This window comes from Dickeya parazeae Ech586, from assembly GCF_000025065.1.
Lineage (GTDB): Bacteria > Pseudomonadota > Gammaproteobacteria > Enterobacterales > Enterobacteriaceae > Dickeya > Dickeya zeae.
Genome location: NC_013592.1, coordinates 4,735,794 through 4,757,747 on the forward strand (window position 1 = coordinate 4,735,794; position 21,954 = coordinate 4,757,747).

The following is a 21,954-nucleotide window of genomic DNA, read 5'->3' on the forward strand; positions in this document are numbered from 1 at the left end:
GGATTACTCCTGTGCATTCAGGAAGGCATCAATCTCTTCACGCCAGGGAACAGAAGGCTGAGCGCCATGGCGAGTCACCGCGATAGCTGCCGCCGCATGAGCAAACTTAACCGCCGCTTCCATAGGGCGTGACTCCAGCAAAGCCGTCACCAACGCGCCATTGAAGGTATCACCCGCCGCAATGGTATCAACCGCTTTGACCCGGAAACCGGGAATACGCTGACCTTGCCCTTGTTCGCTTAACCAGACTCCGCGGCTGCCAAGGGTAATCAGTACTGTTGAGATACCTTTATCATGCAGGACCTGTGCGGCACGTTGTGCATCTTCTTCGGTTTCTACGCTCACCCCAGTCAGGATCTGCGCTTCCGTCTCATTCGGCGTGATCATATCCACCAATGACAATAATTCGTCAGGCAGAGAACAGGCTGGAGCCGGGTTGAGGATAACTTTAGTCCCACTGTCATGCGCCAGGCGAGCAGCCGCTATCACTGTTTCCAGCGGCGATTCCAGTTGCATCAACAGCGCGGAGGCATCAGTAATTTTCTGCTGATAGCGATGCAGGTAATCAGGCGTTACGGCCGCATTGGCCCCCGCATGAATGCCGATCATGTTTTCAGCTTCACCGTTAACGAAAATCAATGCTACCCCGGTAGTCTGGCCGGGAATGGCTTCAACGGCGGAAACATCAATTCGGTCATTGATGAGTTGCTGGCGAATACGTTCGCCGATATCGTCAGCGCCGACACAAGCGATAAATTCGATATCTGCGCCACTACGCCCGGCAGCCACCGCCTGGTTCGCGCCTTTACCGCCAAATGCCACACCATATTGTTTACCGATCACCGTTTCGCCCGGGCGGGGAAACTGAGCCAGATTCAAAATATGATCCGCATTGATACTTCCCAAGACTACCAGCTTGCCTGATTTCATTAACATGAACCCCGATGTTGATTACGCGCCACCCACCAGGGGTGGCGCCGTACTGCACGTGCGGTATTACGTTTTGATGATGTTATTGCTTAGTAACCAGTTTCAGGTCGACAGGGATGATCGCCTGTACTTTTTCGCCTTTCAGCACCTTGTCAGCCGTTTCCACGCCGATGACACCGATCTGATCAGGACGCTGAGCCACGGTAGCCGCCATCTTGCCGCTTTCTACCGCTTTCAAGCCATCAGCAGTACCATCGAAACCAACGACCATCACATTGTCACGACCCGCTGTCTGCAGGGCACGCAGAGCACCCAACGCCATTTCGTCATTCTGGGCGAATACCGCCTGGACATCCGGGTGAGCGGTCAGCAGGTTTTGCATCACATTCAGACCTTTGGTACGGTCGAAATCCGCAGGCTGGCTTGCCAGCATGTTGAATTTGTTCTTCTCGGCAGACTTCATGAAGCCAGCGCCGCGTTCACGAGCGGCAGACGTACCCGCCAGACCTTCCAGTTGAATAACTTTGGCACCTTCACCCAGTTTTTTAGCGATGAAATCGCCGGCAACTTTACCGCCGAAGGCGTTGTCGGAAGCAACGTGGCTAACGACTTCACCACTGGCAGCGACACGGTCCAGCGTGATAACCGGAATTTTGGCCTGATTAGCCAGTTTCACCGCGTTACCTACTGCGTTGGAATCCGTCGGGTTGATCAGCAACAGCTTGGTGCCGCGAACGGTCAAATCCTGCACGTTGGAAAGTTCTTTGGCCGGGTTGTTCTGGGAATCAAGCACCACCAGGTTGTAGCCCAGTTTGTCCGCTTCTTTCTGAGCGCCATCTTTCAACGACACAAAGAACGGGTTATTCAGCGTGGAAACAACAAGAGCAATGGTATCCTTTGCCAGCGCATTGGCACTGACCGTTGCACTCAGCGCGACAGCGGAAACCAGAGTAGCAATCTTCTTCAAGTTCATATTTCAATTCCTGTGTGAATGAAAAGTTATTTACTGCCTTTGTTATCTACCAAAACCGCCAGCAGAATAACCACCGCCTTGACGATCATCTGGTAGTAAGAAGAAACCCCTAACAGGTTAAGTCCATTATTCAGGAACCCCAGAATCAAGGCACCGATTAACGTTCCCACCACGCGGCCTTTACCACCCGACAAACTGGTACCACCCAGCACTACCGCTGCAATGGCATCCAGTTCATACCCCGTCCCTGCTGTTGGCTGTGCTGAAGACAGACGGGCCACTTCAATAATGCCTGCCAATGCCGACAACAAACCGCACAACGAATACACAACGATTTTGACTCTATCAACGCTGATCCCGGAAAGACGGGTTGCCGCTTCATTACCGCCCAACGCATAGATATAGCGACCAATGCGGGTATGGTGCAGCATGTACCAGGTTGCCAGGAATACCACTGCCATAATCCAAATAGGCGTAGGTACTCCCAGAGGACGTCCGATGCCGAACCACCCCAACGCATCTGCCGCATCGGAAAAACCGGTATTGACAGGACTGCCGTTGGTGTAGACCATCGTGACGCCACGTAGCAGCAACATCATCACTAGCGTAGCAATAAAGGCCTGAACCCGCCCCTTGGCAATGATAATCCCCGTCCCCGCACCAATGACCGCCCCCAGCGCCAGCGCCGCGAATACCGCCACCAACGCATTGATCTCAAGTCCGACGATAGACGCGGCAACCGCCCCTGTCAGCGCCAGCAACGACCCTACCGACAAATCGATGCCGGAGGTGAGAATAACCAGCGTCATTCCCACCGCCATAATGGCGTTTACCGAGGTTTGCTGCAGGATGTTGAACAAGTTGTTCAGGGTAAAAAAGTTGGGACTCATTGAAGACACCACAGCGATAAGAATCAGCAGGGCGATCAATGATTTTTGCTCCATCAGCCACTCTTTGCTGAGCCAGCGCTTTGCTGTGATAGTTTGAGAACTCATATCTGATTTACTCCTGCTTTACGCCGTATTGCTTACCAACGGCCGCAGCCATCAGCGCTTCCTGTGTAGCCTGTTCAATCGGGAACTCACCGCTCAGGCGCCCTTCGTGCATGACGATAATGCGATCGCTCATCCCGAGCACTTCGGGCATTTCCGACGATACCAGAATGATGCTTAACCCTTCTTGCTTGAACTGGTTGATTAACTGATAGATTTCTTTTTTTGCCCCGACATCGACGCCACGGGTCGGCTCATCCAGAATCAGCACTTTGGGACGGGTCATCAACCCGCGGGCGATCGCCACTTTCTGCTGATTGCCGCCGGACAATAACCCGATTGGCTGGGACATGGACGGAGTGCGAATGTTGAACATGCGGATGAAATCGCCCACCGCCTGCTGCTCATCGCCATGCCGTAGCGAACCTGCTGCGTTGCTGAAATAACGCAGTGCCGTCAGGGACATGTTTTCTTTTACCGACATGCCGAGCACCAGCCCGTCTCGCTTACGGTCTTCGGAAATATACACAATTCCGCTGGCAAGACCGTCCTGTGGGCTGCGCGCCACGATGTTCTTACCGTCTAAGGAAACGTTGCCGTGGGTGCGCGGTAATGCGCCATACAGCACTTTCATCAGTTCGGTGCGACCGGCCCCCATTAGCCCGGCCACCCCGAGAATCTCGCCTTTACGCAGGGTGAAGCTCACGTTATTCACCCCTGGCCCGGACAATTCGCTGACCTGCAAACGCACGTCGCCGGGTGCCTGATTCAAACGGGGGTACTGATCTTCCAGCTTACGTCCCACCATCATTTCAATCAGCGAATCTTCCTGTAACTCACTCACCGCTCGCTCGCCAATAAACTGGCCATCACGGAACACGGTCACATCGTCGCAGATTTCGAAAATCTCTTTGAGTCGGTGGGAGATATAAACAATGCCGCAGCCCTGGGCCTGCAATTCTTTGATCACACTAAACAGCGATGCGGTTTCGGTATCCGTCAGCGCATCGGTGGGTTCATCCATAATGATGACCCGAGACTCAAAGCTCAGCACTTTGGCGATTTCAACCATCTGTTGATCGCCAATCGACAATTCCCCCACCAGGCGTCGACTGTCATAGCGCAGATTCAAACGCTTGAGCAGCTTATCTGCCTCGTCATACATGCGCTTCCAGTCAATACGCCCCAGACGGTTGGTAAATTCGCGGCCGAGGAAAATATTTTCCGCAATGGTTAACTGGGGAATCAGGTTCAGTTCCTGATGGATAATGCCGATCCCTGCTTCCTGAGAGGCTTTTGGGCCACTGAAATCCACATCCTTACCCAAAAACTGGATACTCCCGGCATCCCGACGATAAATGCCCGTCAGCACTTTCATCATGGTGGATTTGCCGGCACCGTTTTCTCCCACCAGCGCCATGACTTTGCCCGGATAGACATTCAATGCCGCGCCGGACAGCGCCTTAACGCCGGGGAACGTTTTGGTGATGCCTTGCAATTGCAGTAAAGGTTGCATCGCTACCTCAGAAGGTGACGCCAGCACAAAGGATCACATTCGCGTAAGGAGAGCATTCCCCCGTACGAATAATGGCCCGGCTCTGACCACTTTGTTTTTTGAAATCTTCGTGGCTGACGTAATGCAGTGAAATAGTATTTCCCTGGTGTTGTTCAAGTTGTGCTAACTGTTTTAATAACGCTTCATGGAGCGTGGTGTTTTTCTCAATGATTTCCTGAGCCAAAATCGCCGCTTCTACCTGCATTTCCGCCGTCACCACGTCCAGTACCTGCAAGAAGCCAGGAACGTTATGGGTCAAAGCCAGGTCGATGCGGGCCGTCGTCGCTGGAATCGGTAAACCGGCGTCAGCAATGACAATCTGATCGGTATGTCCCAGTTGGGAAATCACCGACGAAATATCGGAATGAAGTAACACACCTTTTTTCATGTTGTTTATCCTGAGAGCGAAACGTTTCGCTTATAGGGCAAGTGTAGAAAAAGAACCGGAGAAGGCAACGATTATCTTATGAAAATGTGATCGTTATCGAAACGTTTCGTTGGCGTAATAAAAGGAAGATTTTAAGTTATTAAAACCAATAAAAAAGACGCGACAGGACAAAACCGGAGGGTTTTAGGGGAGATTGAATGTTATATCCGCGCAAGGATAACCGTAGGGGGGAAGAAGACGGCCGCCAATACCACAGCGGGTGAGATCCTGTTAGACCTCACCCGCTTATTTATCTACTCGCCCGGAATCAGATTTCTACCTGAATACCCAATTCAATCAACCGGTTCGGTGGAATTTCGAATTGATCCGCCGCGCGCAGCGCATTGCGGCTCAGCATCATGAACAACTTACCGCGAACAAGCAGATACCAGGGACGCGCGCCCATCATCAGCGATTCATTCGACAAGAAGAACGTAGTTTCCATCATCTGGCAGGTCAATCCATCCTGCCAGCAGCGATGGAATACCTCTTCCACATTCGGCGTTTCACGCCAGCCATAGCTGGCGACCACACGCCAGAAGGTGGGGGAAAGTTGCTCCACCGAAACACGCCGGGCGTTGTGCACATAAGGCGCGTCTTCCGTTCTCATGGTCAGCAGCACCACGCGCTCATGCAGTACCTTGTTGTGTTTCAGATTGTGCAGCAAAGCAAACGGAATGACATGGGTAGCACGCGACAGATAGACAGCCGTTCCTGTTACACGCACCGGCGGATTCTTCTCCAGCGACGCGATCATCGCATCCAGCGAATTGCCATGCTCATGGATACGGCGTAACAGCCGGAAACGCTCGCTTTTCCAGGTCGTCATGATGATGAACATCACCATCCCCAGCGCCAGCGGCAACCAGCCACCAGAAATAATCTTCACCACGTTGGCCAGGAACATCGGCAAGTCGATAGCCAGCAGAGCCACCAGCAACAACCAGACCAGATAGCGATACCAGTGCCAGTTTTTCAGCGCCACCGTACAAGACAGGATGCTGGTCAGTACCATCGTGCCGGTCACCGCAATACCGTAAGCGGCAGCCAGATTGCTGGAATGCTCAAAGCTGATAATAACGATTACCACCGCCACATACAGCAACCAATTGATAAACGGGATATAAATCTGTCCAGACTCCATATCTGACGTATGCACGATGCGCATCGGCGGCAGATACCCCAGACGAACCGCCTGGCGGGTCAGCGAGAACACCCCGGAAATGACTGCCTGAGAAGCGATGATGGTAGCGAGCGTAGCCAGCACCAATAGCGGAATCAGCGCCCAATCCGGCGCCAGCAGGAAGAACGGGTTTTTGATAGCCTCTGGATTTTTCAGCAACAGTGCGCCCTGGCCAAAGTAGTTGAGCACCAGCGACGGTAAAACTGCTGAAAACCAGGCGATACGAATCGGCAGTTTGCCAAAGTGGCCCATATCGGCATACAGCGCCTCAACCCCAGTGATCGCCAGTACTACCGCCCCCAGCGCAAAGAAGGACACCGATTTATACTGAATGAAAAAGTTAATCGCCCATTGGGGATTGAGCGCCTGCAATACCTCTGGATTGGCGATAATGCTGCGAGCCCCCAACACACCGAGCGACAAAAACCACAGCATCATGATCGGCGCAAACAGACTACCGACCCGCCCCGTACCGTGCTTTTGAATCATAAACAAGAGCGTCAATACCACTATCGAAATAGGGACGATGTAGGTATCCAGCGACGGCGCAACAATATCCAGCCCTTCAATCGCCGACATCACCGAAATCGCCGGGGTAATCACCACCTCACCATAGAAGAAGCTGCCGCCGATCAATCCCATTATCACCACTATCGCGGTCATCTTATCGGACGTATTGCGTCCGGCCAGCGACATCAGCGTCAGAATCCCCCCTTCACCGGCGTTATCCGCACGCATGACATAGCTGAGATACTTAAGGGATACGACCAGCACCAGCAGCCAGAATATCAGTGAGAGAAAGCCAAAGACGGAATCGGGTTCAACCCCGAAACCAAACTGCCCGGAAAGACACTCCCTGAGCGTATAGAGCGGGCTGGTGCCGATGTCGCCATACACTACACCGATGGCAGCCAGCGTGACCGCTGGAAGTGAACGTTTATGTTCTGAATTCATAAACCTTGTCTTCTGTTATCAATTCATTAACAAATCGGGCCTTATTCTGGTTGGAGTAGCCCGAAAACGCACAGTATGCACAAATCACGTTAAAAGCCCATTTTTTAATACTACCTTGGTTCTGTTAAGGGCTGGCACCTTTGTTGATTAACACCAGCAATGGTGACAATAATTAATGTATGGCTAATGAAGAAAACGTAGTCTTTCTAACGTTATTACACGCTCTTGACGGCAATTTACCGCAATGACGGATCTATTATGATGCAACCCACAGCGCTGGCCGACCGTATTTCTCGCCTGAGCCATGCTCTCGAACACGGTCTTTACGAACGGCAACACGCCATCCGACTTTGCCTGCTGGCAGCGCTCAGCGGCGAGAGCGTCTTCCTGTTGGGGCCGCCAGGGATTGCCAAGAGCCTGATTGCCCGCCGCCTGAAATACGCATTCAGGAACGCACGTGCCTTTGAATACCTGATGACGCGTTTCTCAACGCCGGAAGAGGTCTTCGGTCCACTCTCCATCCAGGCACTGAAAGACGAAGGGCGCTATCAGCGTCTGACGACCGGCTACCTGCCAGAAGCTGAAATTGTCTTTCTGGATGAAATCTGGAAAGCCGGCCCGGCCATCCTGAACACCCTGCTGACTGCCATTAACGAGCGGCGCTTTCGCAACGGTAACAGCGAAGAGCCCATCCCAATGCGACTACTGGTCACCGCCTCCAACGAACTGCCTGAAGCCGACAGCAGCCTGGAAGCCTTGTATGACCGTATGCTGATCCGCCTCTGGCTTGACCGGGTGCAGGATAAACACAATTTCCGCGCGATGCTCACCGCGTCACCTGCCGAGCAGGATAACCTTATCAGCCCGGCACTGAGCGTCAGCGACGAAGAGTATCAACAGTGGCAGTCTCATATCGATCATATACCGTTACCGGAAAATTGCTTCGAACTGATTTATCAACTGCGCCAGCGTCTGGATACGCAGGAAGGTTCGCCGTATGTTTCCGATCGTCGCTGGAAGAAAGCTATCCGGCTGCTGCAGGCCTGCGCCTTCTTTAGCGGACGAGAAACGATCACCCCAGTCGATCTGATCCTCCTCAAAGACTGCCTATGGCACGATCTGGATACCCATAATCTGGTGGAACAGCAATTACAGCAGTTAATGGGCGAACAGGCCTATCAACAACGGACGTTGCTGTTCCGGTTGCAACAATTGAATGTGAAACGCCAGCAATACCAGCAGCAGCAAAGCGAGCAGCAGGCTTTCAAGGTTGAACGCCAGGTCAATTTTTTTGGCCGGAAACCCCATCACTCGTTACCTGAAAGCCTGACCGCCGCCGAAATAACGCTGATGCTACAAAAACCACTGCTGCTAAACGACTATACCGTCACCCATGTGGTTATCGACCGGGAAGCGCTGGCGAGCTGGCTGCAAAAGGGAGGCGAAATCCGTGGGAAGCTCAACGGCGTCGGGTTTAGCCAGCATCTTGATATGGAAGTGGATGAACGCCAGTATCTGATCATTCGCGATATCAGTTTACAAAGCACGGTGTTATCGCTGCCCGGCATGATAAAAGGCGACCTGCCGGAAGAGATAGTTAAAGAATATGACGCGCTGAAAATCCAGTTACGTGAACAACGTCGATTGTTTGAGCGTCACCAGCCTTGTTTGTTTGTCCCGAAAGAGTGGCTTGCCAAAATTGAAGAAAGCCTTCAGCAGGTCGATGAACAAATAGAGCAGTCACAACGGGAGTAACGATCATGCTGACGCTGGAATCCCTGGAGATGCTGTTATCCATCGATGAAAACGATCTGCTGGATGACGTGATTGTAGCCCTGATGGCAACGCCTCAGTTGGTGATGTTCTTCGACAAGTATCCGCGTCTGAAAAATGCCATCATGCGTGACTTACCCGAGTGGAAAGAAAACCTCCGGCAACGGCTGCGCAGTACCCAGGCACCTCCCGAACTGGAAAAGGAATTCACCTGTTATCAGCAGACCCAGTTAGTCAGCGAGCAGGCCTTTCAGTCTACTCTGCCAGACATCATGTCCACCTTGCATCATGTGGACTCTCCTTTCCTTAATCAGGCAGAAAAGCTGATCAGTTCCGCTCCCCCCTCCTCAGAACGCCGCATCAGCGCCAGTCAGCACAGCCTGTTTATGCAGCGCTGGCGCCTTAGCCTGACGCTGCAAACGATGAATCTGCACCATCAGATCATGGAACAGGAGCGGGATCAGTTACTGGATGAGATCCAAAAGCGCCTGACGATAAGCGGGGCACTGGAACCCATTCTGGCTGAAAACGACACGGCCGCAGGCAGGCTGTGGGATCTCAGCGCCAGTAAACGCATGAAACAACCCTTCAATGCGTTACTGGAGACCGGGGCATTTTTGCAACAACAGCCGGAGCTGCAGCGCCTGGCGGAGCGCCTGGGTCGTAGCCGGGAGACAAAATCGGTTCTCAGCCATCAGGCACCGAAAGAATCCTTTCAGGTGATGGTGCGTGAACCGGCGTTTGCTCCGGAACAAGTCAGCGGCATCCACCAGAGCGATGACATTCTTCGGTTACTGCCCACCGAGCTTTCTACCCTCGGGATCCATGAACTGGAGTTCGAATTTTACCGCCGTCTGGCCGAACACCGGTTACTGACATACCGGCTGCAAGGGGAAAGCTGGCGGGAAAAGACGCTTGAACGGCCGGTCGTCCATCAGCACAACGAGCAACAACCGCGAGGGCCGTTTATCGTTTGTGTGGATACCTCCGGTTCGATGGGCGGGTTTAACGAACGTTGCGCTAAAGCCTTCTGTCTGGCGCTGATGCGAATTGCTCTGGCAGAAAACCGCCGCTGCTACATTATGTTGTTTTCAACCGGTATCGTCAGCTATGACCTGACCTCGGAAAACGGACTGGAAGAAGCCATACGTTTTCTCAGCCAGACCTTCCGCGGCGGCACCGATCTGGCAAGCTGCTTGTCGTCGCTGCTGGAAAAAATGGACACCGCCTCCTGGCAGGATGCTGATGCCGTCATCATTTCAGACTTTATTGCCCAGCGTCTGCCAGACGATCTGGTCAACGAAGTCAAACGCCGCCAGCATCGGTTGCAGCACCGTTTTCACGCAGTCGCCATGTCAGCACACGGCAAACCTGGCATTCTGCGCATCTTCGATCATATCTGGCGCTTTGATACCGGGCTGAAAAGCCGTCTGTTGCGCCGTTTTCAGCACGAAAAAGTCTGATACCTCATCCTGATATCCTTCTTATAGCGTACCCTCCCTGAACGGGCAGCCGTTTTGGTCGTTGATTCATTCGGCAATAATCAGTAAAACGCTTCAGATAGCCCATTACGGAGCAGCACTATGGCAGCAGACACATACTCGATGGACGAACTCGATCGCGGCATCCTCAACGCCCTGATGGATAACGCCCGCACGCCCTATGCCGAACTGGCGAAACAGTTCTCGGTTAGCCCCGGCACTATCCATGTTCGTGTGGAAAAGATGAAACAGGCTGGCATCATTCTGGGAACACGACTGGACGTGAACCCTAAGCAGCTGGGCTACGACGTCTGCTGTTTTATCGGCATCATCCTGAAAAGCGCCAAGGACTATCCGTCCGCGCTGGAGAAACTCAACAACCTGGAAGAAGTCGTAGAGGCCTATTACACCACCGGGCATTACAGCATCTTCATTAAGGTCATGTGCCGCTCTATCGACGCCTTGCAACACGTACTTATCAACAAGATTCAGACAATTGATGAAATTCAATCCACCGAAACGCTGATCTCGTTGCAGAACCCCATTATGCGTACCATCGTGCCCTGAGGCTTTTTTACTATCCCCCTATTATCCACAGGTAGATCCCACCAAGATCACAGCGTACAATGTGCCGTCATTCAATCAGGCGGGATCACGCATGTCAGACATTACCCTTATTAGCGGCAGCACACTGGGTAGCGCAGAGTACGTTACCGAGCACCTGGAATCATTGCTGCAACAGGATAATTTCACTACCACGCTGCTGCATGGCCCGGAACTGGATGAGGTTACGCCTGAAAATGTGTGGCTGGTGGTCACCTCCACCCACGGTGCCGGCGATCTACCCGACAACCTGCAGCCTTTTTATGAAGACCTACAGGAAAAACGTCCTGATTTATCCGCTGTTCGTTATGGGGCCATCGGCATCGGCAGCAGCGAGTACGACACCTTCTGTGGTGCGATCGTTAAACTGGATCAGCTATTACAGGATCTGGGAGCGCATCGGATCGGCGATATGTTGAAGATCGACATTACCCAGCATGACATTCCGGAAGATCCGGCTGAGGTCTGGTTGGGATCATGGATAAAATTACTCAAATAAAATTATTTTTTTCACGAACCTCTGTGGATAAATGGCTTGATATGCCGGGTAAAACCCGTAGTTATCCAGATAACAACTACAGATGCTTTTTTGAGCTGTGTATAATTACCCTTTCAGATCCCAGCTAATACAGACTGGGATCACCGATCATTCACAGCTAATGATCGGCAATAACCTATTGATCTTCTTTTTGGATCCCGGCTTATCCACAGCACATGCCGATCCTAATAAGAGATCTAATAAAGAGATCTTTAAATAAAAAAGATCTTTCTTTAACTACCCGACGATCCAACAGACTTGGTCGGCGGCACAAACTTAAGTAGAATCCCCCACCCCAGGGCAAGTAACGATCATTCGCAACCACGCGAGGTGTAGCACCATGTTTTATCCAGATCCTTTTGACGTCATCGTGATCGGTGGCGGTCATGCGGGCACTGAAGCCGCGATGGCTTCTGCCCGAATGGGACGTCAAACCCTTTTACTGACACACAACATTGATACGCTAGGGCAGATGTCCTGTAACCCGGCGATCGGCGGTATTGGGAAAGGCCATCTGGTAAAAGAGATCGATGCGATGGGCGGCCTGATGGCTCGTGCGATCGATCGTGGTGGTATTCAGTTTAGGATACTAAACTCCAGTAAAGGCCCGGCTGTCCGCGCCACACGTGCTCAGGCTGACCGGGTACTGTACCGTCAGGCCGTGCGTACCGCGCTGGAGAACCAGCCGAATCTGACCCTGTTCCAACAGGCTGTCGAAGATCTGATTGTCGAAAACGATCAGGTCGTTGGTGCGGTAACCCAAATGGGGCTGAAATTCCGCGCTAAAGCAGTGGTGTTAACGGTGGGGACTTTCCTGGACGGCAAGATTCATATCGGGTTGGATAACTACAGCGGCGGTCGAGCTGGCGATCCGCCTTCGATCGCTCTGTCCCACCGTTTACGTGAACTTCCCCTGCGTGTCGGCCGTCTGAAAACCGGTACACCGCCGCGTATTGACGCCCGTACTATCGATTTCAGCGTACTGACGCCACAACATGGTGATGATCCCATGCCGGTATTTTCCTTCCTGGGGAACGCCAGCGAGCATCCGGCACAGATGCCGTGTTATATCACCCATACCAATGAGCGTACTCATGACGTGATCCGTAACAATCTGGATCGCAGCCCGATGTATGCAGGGGTCATTGAAGGGATCGGGCCACGTTATTGCCCCTCGATTGAAGACAAAGTGATGCGGTTTGCCGATCGCAATGCACACCAGATTTTCCTGGAACCGGAAGGGCTAACCAGTAACGAGATTTACCCGAACGGTATCTCGACCAGCTTACCGTTTGACGTGCAGTGGCAAATCGTTCGTTCGATGGACGGTATGCAAAATGCACGTATCGTCCGCCCCGGTTATGCCATCGAGTATGACTATTTCGACCCGCGTGACTTGAAACCTACGCTGGAAAGTAAGTTTATCCACAACCTGTTTTTTGCCGGGCAGATCAACGGTACTACCGGCTATGAAGAGGCGGCGGCTCAGGGCATGCTGGCAGGGCTAAACGCGGCTCGTCTGGCGTTTGATCAGGACGGCTGGACGCCACGCCGCGATCAGGCCTACATCGGCGTACTGGTAGATGATCTCTGTACGTTGGGAACGAAAGAGCCTTACCGCATGTTTACCTCTCGTGCTGAATACCGCCTGATGCTGCGTGAAGACAATGCCGATTTGCGTTTGACCGCGATTGGTCGCGAATTAGGGATGGTCGATGATGAACGTTGGGCCCGTTTTAATGAGAAACTGGAAAATATCGAGAAAGAACGCCAGCGTCTGCGCGATATTCTGGTTCACCCGAACACTGAAGGCGTAGAGCAGATCAACCGCCTGTTGAAATCGCCTTTATCGCGCGAAGCCAATGGGGAAGATCTGCTACGACGCCCTGAAATGGATTATGCGCAACTGACAGCGCTGCCGATGTTTGCCCCCGCGTTACCTGATGTTCAGGCGACTGAGCAGGTGGAAATCCAGGTCAAATACGAAGGTTATATTGCTCGCCAGCAAGATGAGATCGAAAAGCAACTGCGCAACGAGAACACATTGCTGCCCGCGGATCTGGACTATCGGCAGGTCAGTGGCTTGTCGAACGAAGTGATCGCTAAACTCAACGATCACAAACCGGGGTCGATTGGTCAGGCATCGCGTATTTCCGGCATCACTCCTGCCGCTATCTCAATTCTGCTGGTCTGGCTGAAAAAACAAGGTATGCTGCGCCGCAGCGCCTGACAAAGACCGCTCGCTTACGTTGACGCATGGCCGCTTATCGCGGCCATGTTGCCTGAACCGACAACAGGATTTATTCGTGCTAGAGAGACTCAACAGCCTGATGCAGCGTGCTGGAATGGCGCTGACCGATCAGCAAAAAAACCAGCTGCTTCAGTATGTAGCGTTACTCCACAAATGGAACAAAGCCTATAACCTGACATCGGTTCGTGAGCCGGAACAGATGTTGGTTCGGCATATCATGGACAGTCTGGTGGTGGAGCCCCACCTGTGCGGAAATCGTTTTATCGATGTGGGTACTGGCCCGGGGTTGCCTGGTGTGCCGCTGGCTATTGCTCGTCCCGATGCGCATTTTGTCCTGCTGGATAGCCTGGGAAAACGGGTGCGTTTTTTACGTCAGGTGCAACATGAGCTGGGCCTAAGTAATATTGAACCGGTGCAGAGTCGGGTTGAGGATTTTCCTGCCGAACCGCCGTTTGATGGTGTGATTAGTCGTGCCTTTGCGTCGTTGCAAGACATGGTCAACTGGTGTCATCACCTGCCATCCCGCCCACAGGGCCGATTTTATGCCCTCAAAGGCACGGTACCGCATGACGAAATGGGATTACTGCCACAAGGTGTCACGGTCGAGAAGGTCGTTCCCCTGTCGGTTCCTGAGCTTGACGGGGAGCGGCACCTGGTGGTGCTTAAGCCCAATTAATTTTGTCATTTATCAAAGAAATCATGAATAGTTGTAAACTTTTCATACTGATAGCTCAAAGTGAAATAATGACCTTTATCACTTTTTCGTTCACCGTAATTTTACAACTCGGTGGTATAACCTCTCCGGTTGAGGGGATGAAAGAGGTGTATCAGCAAACTATTTGTATGATTCGGTAAGGGGATTGATGGCCCCATTGTGTTAAAAACATGGGAAAAAAATATCCAGCTTGTCAATAGATGGTTTTGTGGCAGTATTCGGGTGATTTTGTGAGTGCTTGGTTTTTAACGTATTGAAATTAAGAGATATATCTGGCTTTTTTTACTGAGAGCAAAAAAAAATCAATTCAGATGTAAAAGCCTTAGTTTAATTTTATGTGAGAAATATCACATATTGCTGACGTCAGATGTATGGGGTCTCTCTCATCAACTTTGGGGATAGTTAGTGAAAATAAGGCTTCGGAAATAAATTTAAATAATCGTTCACCTTTTTGCTACTTATCGATTGAATTCGCATGGATGACCCGTATAATTTGCTCGTTTTTCGCTGCTTGACTCGGTACTGCAAAGGCAGTTTTATACGGTCATTCAGCATACCTCTGAAAAGGTACGGAGAATCATCATGTCTGTATCCCTTTACAGTGGGAAACTCGCCCGGTTATCGCTGTTATTGCAGCTGGCGGTGATTTTTGTTGCCGGTGCAGCGTTTTGCGCGAGTGGCTTCAGAGCGGGCGCTTCCGCACTGGCTGGAGGGTTGGCAGCCTGGCTGCCGAGCATGGTGTTTATACTGTTTGCCGTACGGCATCAGGCAGACAAGCCACCGGAAGGTCGGGTAGCCTGGTCGTTTGCCGTTGGGGAAGCGCTGAAAATGCTCTTCACCATCGTGCTATTGGTGGTGGCGTTAGGCGTGTTTCATGCGGCTTTTTTTCCGCTAGGCCTGACGTACTTAGTGGTGCTGATCACGCAGATCGTGGCACCGGCTGTAATTAACCGTTACCGTAGTTAACAACAAAAGGGTAAGAGACATCATGTCTGCATCTACTCCGCAAGAGTATATCGGTCACCACCTGACCCATTTGCAGGTGGGCTCGGGATTCTGGTCGATTAACGTCGACTCGATGTTTTTCTCCGTGGTCCTCGGCGTACTCTTTCTGGCTATCTTCCATAAGGTTGCCAGGACCGCGACCAGTGGCGTACCGGGTAAACTTCAAACGGCGGTCGAACTGGTTGTGGGATTTGTCGATGGCAGCGTTCGCGACATGTTCCACGGGAAGAGCAAACTTATCGCACCATTGGCGTTGACCGTTTTCGTCTGGGTCTTCCTGATGAACCTGATGGATCTGCTGCCTATCGATTTGTTACCGCAAATCTGGGCGCATATCTATAGCGCTCTCGGTCATGACCCTGCCCATGCTTATCTGCGTGTGGTACCTTCTGCTGACGTAAACGTTACGCTGTCCATGGCGCTGGGCGTATTCATTCTGATTCTGTTCTACAGCATCAAGATGAAAGGTGTGGGCGGTTTCGTTAAAGAACTGACCATGCAGCCGTTCAATCACCCTGTGTTTATTCCCGTCAACCTGATTCTTGAAGGGGTGAGCCTGCTGTCCAAACCGGTATCTCTTGGTTTGCGACTGTTTGGAAACATGTATGCGGGTGAGTTGATTTTCATCCTTATTGCAGGCTTGTTGCCGTGGTGGTCACAGTGGATTCTGAATGTGCCTTGGGCCATTTTCCACATTCTGATTATCACGCTGCAGGCTTTTATCTTTATGGTTCTGACGGTTGTTTATCTTTCGATGGCATCTGAAGAGCATTAATTTTTCACAACACTACAAACGTTTTAACTGAAACAAACTGGAGACTGTCATGGAAAACCTGAGTATGGATCTGCTGTACATGGCTGCCGCTGTGATGATGGGCCTGGCGGCAATCGGTGCTGCAATCGGTATCGGCATTCTGGGTGGTAAGTTCTTGGAAGGTGCTGCCCGTCAGCCTGACCTGATCCCTCTGCTGCGTACACAGTTCTTTATCGTTATGGGTCTGGTGGATGCTATCCCGATGATCGCGGTAGGTCTGGGTCTGTACGTGATGTTTGCGGTGGCCTAAGCAGGCGTAAGCTTGTCAGGTTAAAGACATCGACTCATTTAACTCATGAAAGAGGCATTGTGCTGTGAATCTTAACGCAACAATCCTCGGCCAGGCCATTGCGTTCGTCCTGTTTGTCTGGTTCTGCATGAAGTATGTATGGCCGCCGATTATGGCAGCCATCGAAAAGCGTCAGAAAGAAATTGCTGACGGTCTTGCTTCTGCTGAACGTGCCAAAAAAGATCTGAACTTAGCGCAGGCCAATGCGACCGACCAACTGAAGAAAGCCAAAGCGGAAGCTCAGGTGATCATCGAGCAGGCAAACAAACAGCGTGCTTTGATTCTGGACGAAGCTAAAGTGGAAGCGGAAGCGGAACGCAACAAAATCGTGGCGCAGGCGCAGGCTGAAATCGAAGCCGAACGCAAACGTGCCCGTGAAGAGTTGCGTAAGCAGGTTGCCATTCTGGCTATTGCCGGTGCCGAGAAAATTATTGAACGTTCCGTGGATGAAGCTGCCAACAGCGACATCGTTGATAAACTGGTCGCTGAACTGTAAGGAGGGAGGGGCTGATGTCTGAATTTGTCACGGTAGCTCGCCCCTACGCCAAAGCAGCTTTTGACTTTGCCGTTGAACACCAGGCACTTGATCGCTGGCAGCAGATGCTGGCGTTCGCTGCCGAAGTTGCGCGTAATGAACATATTGCCGGCATGCTGGCTGGAGCTATCGCTCCCCAGACCATGGCTCAGACATTCATTACCGTGTGTGGTGAACAACTGGATGAAGCGGGCCAGAACCTGATCCGGGTGATGGCTGAAAACGGACGTTTGCCAGTGCTGCCTGAGGTACTGGAACAGTTTGTTCAATTGCGTGCGGAGCTGGAATCGACCGTGGATGTCGAGGTTATTTCCGCCGCCACGTTGAGCGAGCAGCAGTTATCAGGGATAACCGCTGCAATGGAACAACGTCTGTCACGTAAAGTGAAGCTGAATTGCAAAATTGATAAGTCTGTTATGGCCGGCGTGGTAATTCGCGCGGGCGATATGGTGATAGACGGCAGTATTCGTGGTCGTCTGGAACGTCTGGCAGACGTCTTGCAGTCTTAAGGGGACTGGAGCATGCAACTGAATTCCACCGAAATCAGTGAACTGATCAAGCAGCGGATTGCTCAGTTCAACGTTGTGAGTGAAGCTCACAACGAAGGTACCATTGTTTCCGTCAGCGACGGGATCATTCGCGTACACGGTCTGGCCGATGTAATGCAGGGTGAAATGATTTCCCTGCCGGGCAACCGTTACGCGATCGCACTAAACCTGGAGCGTGACTCCGTTGGTGCGGTAGTCATGGGTCCGTACGCGGATCTGGCTGAAGGCATGAAAGTTAAATGCACCGGCCGTATTCTGGAAGTGCCGGTTGGCCGTGGCCTGTTGGGCCGTGTGGTCAACACTCTGGGTGCGCCAATCGACGGTAAAGGCCCGCTGGAGCATGATGGTTTCTCTGCTGTAGAGACTATTGCACCGGGTGTTATCGATCGCCAGTCCGTTGATCAGCCGGTTCAGACCGGTTACAAGTCCGTGGACGCCATGATTCCAATCGGTCGTGGTCAGCGTGAGCTTGTCATCGGTGACCGTCAGACCGGTAAAACCGCGCTGGCGATTGACGCCATCATCAACCAGCGTGATTCCGGCATCAAATGTATTTATGTCGCTATCGGCCAGAAAGCGTCCACCATTGCTAACGTGGTGCGTAAACTGGAAGAGCACGGCGCATTGGCCAACACTATCGTTGTGGTGGCAACAGCGTCTGAGTCCGCTGCGTTGCAGTACCTGGCACCGTATGCCGGTTGCGCTATGGGCGAATACTTCCGTGACCGCGGTGAAGATGCGCTGATCATTTACGATGACCTGTCTAAACAGGCTGTCGCTTATCGTCAGATTTCCCTGCTGCTTCGTCGTCCGCCAGGTCGTGAAGCTTATCCGGGTGACGTATTCTACCTGCACTCCCGTCTGCTGGAGCGTGCTGCGCGTGTTAACGCCGAGTACGTGGAAGCCTTCACTAAAGGTGAAGTGAAAGGACAGACCGGTTCTTTGACTGCTCTGCCGATCATCGAAACGCAGGCTGGCGACGTGTCCGCGTTCGTTCCGACCAACGTTATCTCAATTACCGATGGTCAGATCTTCCTGGAATCCAACCTGTTCAACTCCGGTATTCGTCCGGCGGTTAACCCAGGGATTTCCGTATCCCGTGTGGGTGGTGCTGCACAGACCAAGATCATGAAGAAACTGTCCGGTGGTATTCGTACCGCGCTGGCACAGTACCGCGAACTGGCTGCGTTCTCCCAGTTTGCTTCTGATCTGGACGATGCAACCCGTAAACAGTTGAGCCACGGTCAGAAAGTGACCGAACTGCTGAAACAGAAACAGTATGCGCCGATGTCCGTTGCGCAGCAGTCTCTGGTGCTGTTCGCGGCAGAACGCGGTTATCTGGAAGACGTTGAACTGGCGAAAGTCGGCAGCTTTGAAGCCGCACTGCTGGCTTACGCCAGCCGTGAGCACGGCGAGCTTCTGCAGCAGATCGACCAGACTGGTGCTTATAACGATGAGATCGAGGGGAAATTCAAAGGCATCCTCGATACCTTTAAGGCAACCCAGTCCTGGTAACGCCCCGTGGCCTGCCTTAACGGCAGGCCGCTAGGCATTGAGGAGAAGCTAAGATGGCCGGCGCAAAAGAGATACGTAGTAAGATCGGAAGCGTCCAGAACACGCAGAAGATCACCAAAGCGATGGAAATGGTCGCCGCTTCCAAAATGCGTAAATCGCAGGATCGTATGGCGGCCAGCCGTCCTTATGCGGAAACCATACGCAAAGTGATAGGTCACCTTGCGTTAGGGAATCTGGAATATAAACACCCGTACCTGGAAGAGCGTGACGTTAAGCGCGTCGGGTATCTGGTGGTGTCTACCGACCGTGGCCTGTGTGGCGGCCTGAACATTAACCTGTTCAAGAAGCTGCTGGGTGATATGAAAGCCTGGAACGAAAAAGGCGCCGAGATTGATCTGGCGATGATTGGTTCCAAAGGTGTTTCTTTCTTCGGTTCTGTAGGTGCAAACATTGTTGCTCAGGTTACCGGCATGGGGGATAACCCTTCGCTGTCCGAACTGATCGGGCCGGTGAAAGTCATGCTGCAGGCCTACGACGAAGGTCGTCTGGATAAACTGTACGTGGTGAGCAACAAGTTCATCAATACCATGTCTCAGGTTCCACAAGTTGTTCAGCTGCTGCCATTGCCCCCGGCAGAAGAAGGCGAGCTGACGAAGAAATCCTGGGATTACCTGTATGAACCCGATCCTAAGTCGCTACTGGATACCCTGTTGCGCCGCTATGTGGAGTCTCAGGTTTATCAGGGCGTCGTAGAAAACCTGGCCAGTGAACAGGCCGCGCGAATGGTAGCGATGAAAGCCGCAACAGATAACGGCGGCAACCTGATCAAAGAGCTGCAGTTGGTTTACAACAAGGCTCGTCAGGCAAGCATCACTCAGGAACTCACCGAAATCGTATCGGGAGCCTCCGCGGTTTAAATCAGGTTTTACGAATTACGTATTGTCGAATTACGTAGAGGATTCAAGATGGCTACTGGAAAGATTATCCAGGTAATCGGCGCCGTGGTGGACGTCGAGTTCCCTCAGGATGCCGTACCGAATGTGTACGAAGCGCTTGAGGTAGAGAACGGGGCTGAGAAATTGGTGCTGGAAGTGCAGCAGCAGTTAGGTGGCGGCCTGGTTCGTTGTATTGCAATGGGTTCTTCTGACGGCCTGCGCCGCGGTTTGAAAGTCACCAGCCTGGCGCACCCGATCGAAGTCCCGGTTGGTAAAGCGACGCTGGGTCGTATCATGAACGTACTGGGTGAGCCGGTCGACATGAAAGGACCGATTGGCGAAGAAGAGCGCTGGGCGATTCACCGCGCAGCCCCAACGTACGAAGATCTGTCCAACTCTCAGGAGCTGCTGGAAACCGGTATCAAGGTTATCGACCTGATTTGTCCGTTTGCTAAAGGCGGTAAAGTCGGTCTGTTCGGTGGTGCGGGTGTAGGTAAAACCGTAAACATGATGGAGCTGATTCGTAATATCGCGATCGAGCACTCCGGTTACTCCGTGTTTGCGGGCGTGGGTGAACGTACCCGTGAAGGTAACGACTTCTACCACGAAATGACCGACTCCAACGTTATCGACAAAGTATCGCTGGTGTATGGCCAGATGAACGAGCCGCCAGGTAGCCGTCTGCGTGTGGCGCTGACCGGTCTGACCATGGCGGAAAAATTCCGTGACGAAGGTCGTGACGTTCTGCTGTTCGTGGATAACATCTACCGTTATACCCTGGCGGGGACGGAAGTATCCGCACTGCTGGGCCGTATGCCTTCTGCGGTAGGCTACCAGCCAACACTGGCAGAAGAAATGGGTGTGCTGCAGGAGCGTATTACCTCCACTAAAACAGGTTCAATCACTTCTATCCAGGCCGTTTACGTGCCAGCGGATGACTTGACTGACCCGTCACCGGCAACCACCTTTGCGCACCTGGACTCTACCGTAACACTGAGCCGTCAGATCGCCTCTCTGGGTATCTACCCCGCTGTTGACCCGCTGGATTCCACCAGCCGTCAGCTGGATCCGCTGATCGTGGGCCAGGAGCACTACGATGTCGCGCGTGGTGTGCAGTCTATTCTGCAGCGTTATCAGGAACTGAAGGATATCATCGCGATTCTGGGTATGGACGAGCTGTCTGAAGAAGACAAGCTGGTGGTATCCCGTGCACGTAAGATCCAACGCTTCCTGTCTCAGCCGTTCTTCGTAGCTGAAGTATTTACCGGTTCTCCGGGTAAATATGTGTCGTTGAAAGACACCATCCGTGGCTTCAAAGGTATTATGGACGGCGAATACGACCACCTACCGGAACAGGCGTTCTACATGGTTGGTTCCATTGATGAAGTAGTGGAAAAAGCCAAGAAACTGTAACGCCTTGATAGGAGGGTGATATGGCTGCTATGACTTACCATCTGGATGTCGTTAGTGCGGAACAGGCAATGTTTTCCGGTCTGGTGCAGAAAATCCAGGTGACCGGTAGCGAAGGCGAACTGGGAATCTATCCTGGCCACGCCCCCCTGCTCACGGCCATTAAGCCTGGTATGGTGCGCATTGTTAAACAGCACGGCGAAGAAGAGTATATCTACCTGTCCGGCGGTATCCTTGAGGTACAACCGAACATGGTGACCGTGCTGTCCGATACCGCCATTCGTGGGCAGGATCTTGATGAAGCGCGAGCGCTGGAAGCGAAGCGTAGAGCGGAAGAGCATATTCGCAATTCACACGGTGATGTGGATTATGCTCAGGCCTCTGCTGATTTGGCAAAAGCCATCGCCAAACTGCGCGTCATTGAGCTGACCAAAAAAGCGATGTAACAGATGCAGATGTAACTATCATGCAGATGTAAAAAAGCCAGCTGATTCAAGCTGGCTTTTTTTATGGCTGGGAACAGAGAGA

Annotated in this window: 21 protein-coding genes; 15 read left to right on the forward strand and 6 right to left on the reverse strand. The window is 52.3% G+C overall.

What is annotated here, in order from left to right; all coding sequences use genetic code 11:
* Positions 1–3: 3 nt before the first annotated feature.
* The 6 genes from rbsK to kup all read right to left on the reverse strand — a co-directional run bounded on the left by rbsK (position 4) and on the right by kup (position 7,014).
* Positions 4–930, reverse strand: coding sequence for a ribokinase (gene rbsK, locus DD586_RS20655; protein WP_012886734.1), 927 nt, complete (start codon positions 928–930; stop codon positions 4–6).
* Between the two features lie 82 nt (positions 931–1,012).
* Entirely contained in the window at positions 1,013–1,903 is an 891-nt protein-coding gene (gene rbsB, locus DD586_RS20660) for a ribose ABC transporter substrate-binding protein RbsB (protein WP_012886735.1), read from the reverse strand.
* Positions 1,904–1,929: 26 nt separating this feature from the next.
* Entirely contained in the window at positions 1,930–2,898 is a 969-nt protein-coding gene (rbsC, locus tag DD586_RS20665) for a ribose ABC transporter permease (RefSeq protein ID WP_012886736.1), read from the reverse strand.
* 7 nt (positions 2,899–2,905) lie between these two features.
* The gene (rbsA, locus tag DD586_RS20670) at positions 2,906–4,411 is read right to left on the reverse strand and encodes a ribose ABC transporter ATP-binding protein RbsA (RefSeq protein ID WP_012886737.1); all 1,506 of its coding nucleotides are present in this window, start codon (positions 4,409–4,411) and stop codon (positions 2,906–2,908) included.
* 7 nt (positions 4,412–4,418) lie between these two features.
* Entirely contained in the window at positions 4,419–4,838 is a 420-nt protein-coding gene (gene rbsD / locus DD586_RS20675) for a D-ribose pyranase (protein ID WP_012886738.1), read from the reverse strand.
* A gap of 307 nt (positions 4,839–5,145) precedes the next feature.
* A complete protein-coding gene (gene kup / locus DD586_RS20680; RefSeq protein WP_012886739.1) occupies positions 5,146–7,014 on the reverse strand; it encodes a low affinity potassium transporter Kup in 1,869 nt (622 codons plus the stop codon).
* 258 nt (positions 7,015–7,272) lie between these two features.
* Here kup and ravA point away from each other — a divergent pair, with 258 nt between their 5' ends.
* The 15 genes from ravA (at position 7,273) to DD586_RS20755 (ending at position 21,872) form a co-directional block, all read left to right on the forward strand.
* A complete protein-coding gene (gene ravA, locus DD586_RS20685; RefSeq protein WP_012886740.1) occupies positions 7,273–8,769 on the forward strand; it encodes an ATPase RavA in 1,497 nt (498 codons plus the stop codon).
* A gap of 5 nt (positions 8,770–8,774) precedes the next feature.
* On the forward strand, positions 8,775–10,250 hold the full coding sequence (viaA, locus tag DD586_RS20690; protein ID WP_012886741.1) for an ATPase RavA stimulator ViaA: 1,476 nt from the start codon (positions 8,775–8,777) through the stop codon (positions 10,248–10,250).
* A 120-nt stretch (positions 10,251–10,370) separates the two neighbouring features.
* On the forward strand, positions 10,371–10,835 hold the full coding sequence (gene asnC, locus DD586_RS20695; protein ID WP_012886742.1) for a transcriptional regulator AsnC: 465 nt from the start codon (positions 10,371–10,373) through the stop codon (positions 10,833–10,835).
* 91 nt (positions 10,836–10,926) lie between these two features.
* The gene (gene mioC, locus DD586_RS20700; protein ID WP_012886743.1) at positions 10,927–11,370 is read left to right on the forward strand and encodes an FMN-binding protein MioC; all 444 of its coding nucleotides are present in this window, start codon (positions 10,927–10,929) and stop codon (positions 11,368–11,370) included.
* A gap of 379 nt (positions 11,371–11,749) precedes the next feature.
* A complete protein-coding gene (gene mnmG, locus DD586_RS20705; protein WP_012886744.1) occupies positions 11,750–13,639 on the forward strand; it encodes a tRNA uridine-5-carboxymethylaminomethyl(34) synthesis enzyme MnmG in 1,890 nt (629 codons plus the stop codon).
* Positions 13,640–13,715: 76 nt separating this feature from the next.
* Positions 13,716–14,336, forward strand: coding sequence for a 16S rRNA (guanine(527)-N(7))-methyltransferase RsmG (gene rsmG, locus DD586_RS20710; protein ID WP_012886745.1), 621 nt, complete (start codon positions 13,716–13,718; stop codon positions 14,334–14,336).
* A 621-nt stretch (positions 14,337–14,957) separates the two neighbouring features.
* Positions 14,958–15,341, forward strand: a complete 384-nt coding sequence (atpI, locus tag DD586_RS20715) for a F0F1 ATP synthase subunit I (protein WP_012886746.1) — start codon at positions 14,958–14,960, stop codon at positions 15,339–15,341.
* Between the two features lie 22 nt (positions 15,342–15,363).
* Positions 15,364–16,155 (forward strand): F0F1 ATP synthase subunit A, encoded by a 792-nt coding sequence (gene atpB / locus DD586_RS20720; protein ID WP_012886747.1) that lies wholly within the window; start codon positions 15,364–15,366, stop codon positions 16,153–16,155.
* A 49-nt stretch (positions 16,156–16,204) separates the two neighbouring features.
* Positions 16,205–16,444 carry a F0F1 ATP synthase subunit C gene (gene atpE, locus DD586_RS20725; RefSeq protein ID WP_004093904.1) on the forward strand — a complete coding sequence of 80 codons (240 nt, stop codon included), beginning with the start codon at positions 16,205–16,207 and terminating at the stop codon, positions 16,442–16,444.
* 64 nt (positions 16,445–16,508) lie between these two features.
* Positions 16,509–16,979 (forward strand): F0F1 ATP synthase subunit B, encoded by a 471-nt coding sequence (gene atpF, locus DD586_RS20730; RefSeq protein WP_012886748.1) that lies wholly within the window; start codon positions 16,509–16,511, stop codon positions 16,977–16,979.
* Between the two features lie 14 nt (positions 16,980–16,993).
* Entirely contained in the window at positions 16,994–17,527 is a 534-nt protein-coding gene (gene atpH / locus DD586_RS20735) for a F0F1 ATP synthase subunit delta (protein WP_012886749.1), read from the forward strand.
* A gap of 12 nt (positions 17,528–17,539) precedes the next feature.
* Positions 17,540–19,081, forward strand: coding sequence for a F0F1 ATP synthase subunit alpha (gene atpA, locus DD586_RS20740; protein WP_012886750.1), 1,542 nt, complete (start codon positions 17,540–17,542; stop codon positions 19,079–19,081).
* Positions 19,082–19,134: 53 nt separating this feature from the next.
* Positions 19,135–19,998 carry a F0F1 ATP synthase subunit gamma gene (atpG, locus tag DD586_RS20745; RefSeq protein WP_012886751.1) on the forward strand — a complete coding sequence of 288 codons (864 nt, stop codon included), beginning with the start codon at positions 19,135–19,137 and terminating at the stop codon, positions 19,996–19,998.
* Between the two features lie 48 nt (positions 19,999–20,046).
* Positions 20,047–21,429, forward strand: coding sequence for a F0F1 ATP synthase subunit beta (gene atpD, locus DD586_RS20750; RefSeq protein WP_012886752.1), 1,383 nt, complete (start codon positions 20,047–20,049; stop codon positions 21,427–21,429).
* A gap of 29 nt (positions 21,430–21,458) precedes the next feature.
* Positions 21,459–21,872: a F0F1 ATP synthase subunit epsilon gene (locus DD586_RS20755; RefSeq protein WP_026357867.1), complete on the forward strand. Its 414-nt coding sequence runs from the start codon at positions 21,459–21,461 to the stop codon at positions 21,870–21,872.
* Positions 21,873–21,954: the final 82 nt, after the last annotated feature.

Coding starts and splice junctions, on each gene's coding strand:
- atpD (WP_012886752.1), top strand. CDS start 20,047: ATGGCTACTGGAAAGATTATCCAGGTAATCGGCGCCGTGGTGGACGTC.
- rbsD (WP_012886738.1), bottom strand. CDS start 4,838: ATGAAAAAAGGTGTGTTACTTCATTCCGATATTTCGTCGGTGATTTCC.
- rbsB (WP_012886735.1), bottom strand. CDS start 1,903: ATGAACTTGAAGAAGATTGCTACTCTGGTTTCCGCTGTCGCGCTGAGT.
- atpI (WP_012886746.1), top strand. CDS start 14,958: ATGTCTGTATCCCTTTACAGTGGGAAACTCGCCCGGTTATCGCTGTTA.
- atpE (WP_004093904.1), top strand. CDS start 16,205: ATGGAAAACCTGAGTATGGATCTGCTGTACATGGCTGCCGCTGTGATG.
- atpG (WP_012886751.1), top strand. CDS start 19,135: ATGGCCGGCGCAAAAGAGATACGTAGTAAGATCGGAAGCGTCCAGAAC.
- atpB (WP_012886747.1), top strand. CDS start 15,364: ATGTCTGCATCTACTCCGCAAGAGTATATCGGTCACCACCTGACCCAT.
- atpA (WP_012886750.1), top strand. CDS start 17,540: ATGCAACTGAATTCCACCGAAATCAGTGAACTGATCAAGCAGCGGATT.
- viaA (WP_012886741.1), top strand. CDS start 8,775: ATGCTGACGCTGGAATCCCTGGAGATGCTGTTATCCATCGATGAAAAC.
- asnC (WP_012886742.1), top strand. CDS start 10,371: ATGGCAGCAGACACATACTCGATGGACGAACTCGATCGCGGCATCCTC.
- kup (WP_012886739.1), bottom strand. CDS start 7,014: ATGAATTCAGAACATAAACGTTCACTTCCAGCGGTCACGCTGGCTGCC.
- rbsA (WP_012886737.1), bottom strand. CDS start 4,411: ATGCAACCTTTACTGCAATTGCAAGGCATCACCAAAACGTTCCCCGGC.
- atpH (WP_012886749.1), top strand. CDS start 16,994: ATGTCTGAATTTGTCACGGTAGCTCGCCCCTACGCCAAAGCAGCTTTT.
- ravA (WP_012886740.1), top strand. CDS start 7,273: ATGATGCAACCCACAGCGCTGGCCGACCGTATTTCTCGCCTGAGCCAT.
- mnmG (WP_012886744.1), top strand. CDS start 11,750: ATGTTTTATCCAGATCCTTTTGACGTCATCGTGATCGGTGGCGGTCAT.
- mioC (WP_012886743.1), top strand. CDS start 10,927: ATGTCAGACATTACCCTTATTAGCGGCAGCACACTGGGTAGCGCAGAG.
- DD586_RS20755 (WP_026357867.1), top strand. CDS start 21,459: ATGACTTACCATCTGGATGTCGTTAGTGCGGAACAGGCAATGTTTTCC.
- rbsK (WP_012886734.1), bottom strand. CDS start 930: ATGAAATCAGGCAAGCTGGTAGTCTTGGGAAGTATCAATGCGGATCAT.
- rbsC (WP_012886736.1), bottom strand. CDS start 2,898: ATGAGTTCTCAAACTATCACAGCAAAGCGCTGGCTCAGCAAAGAGTGG.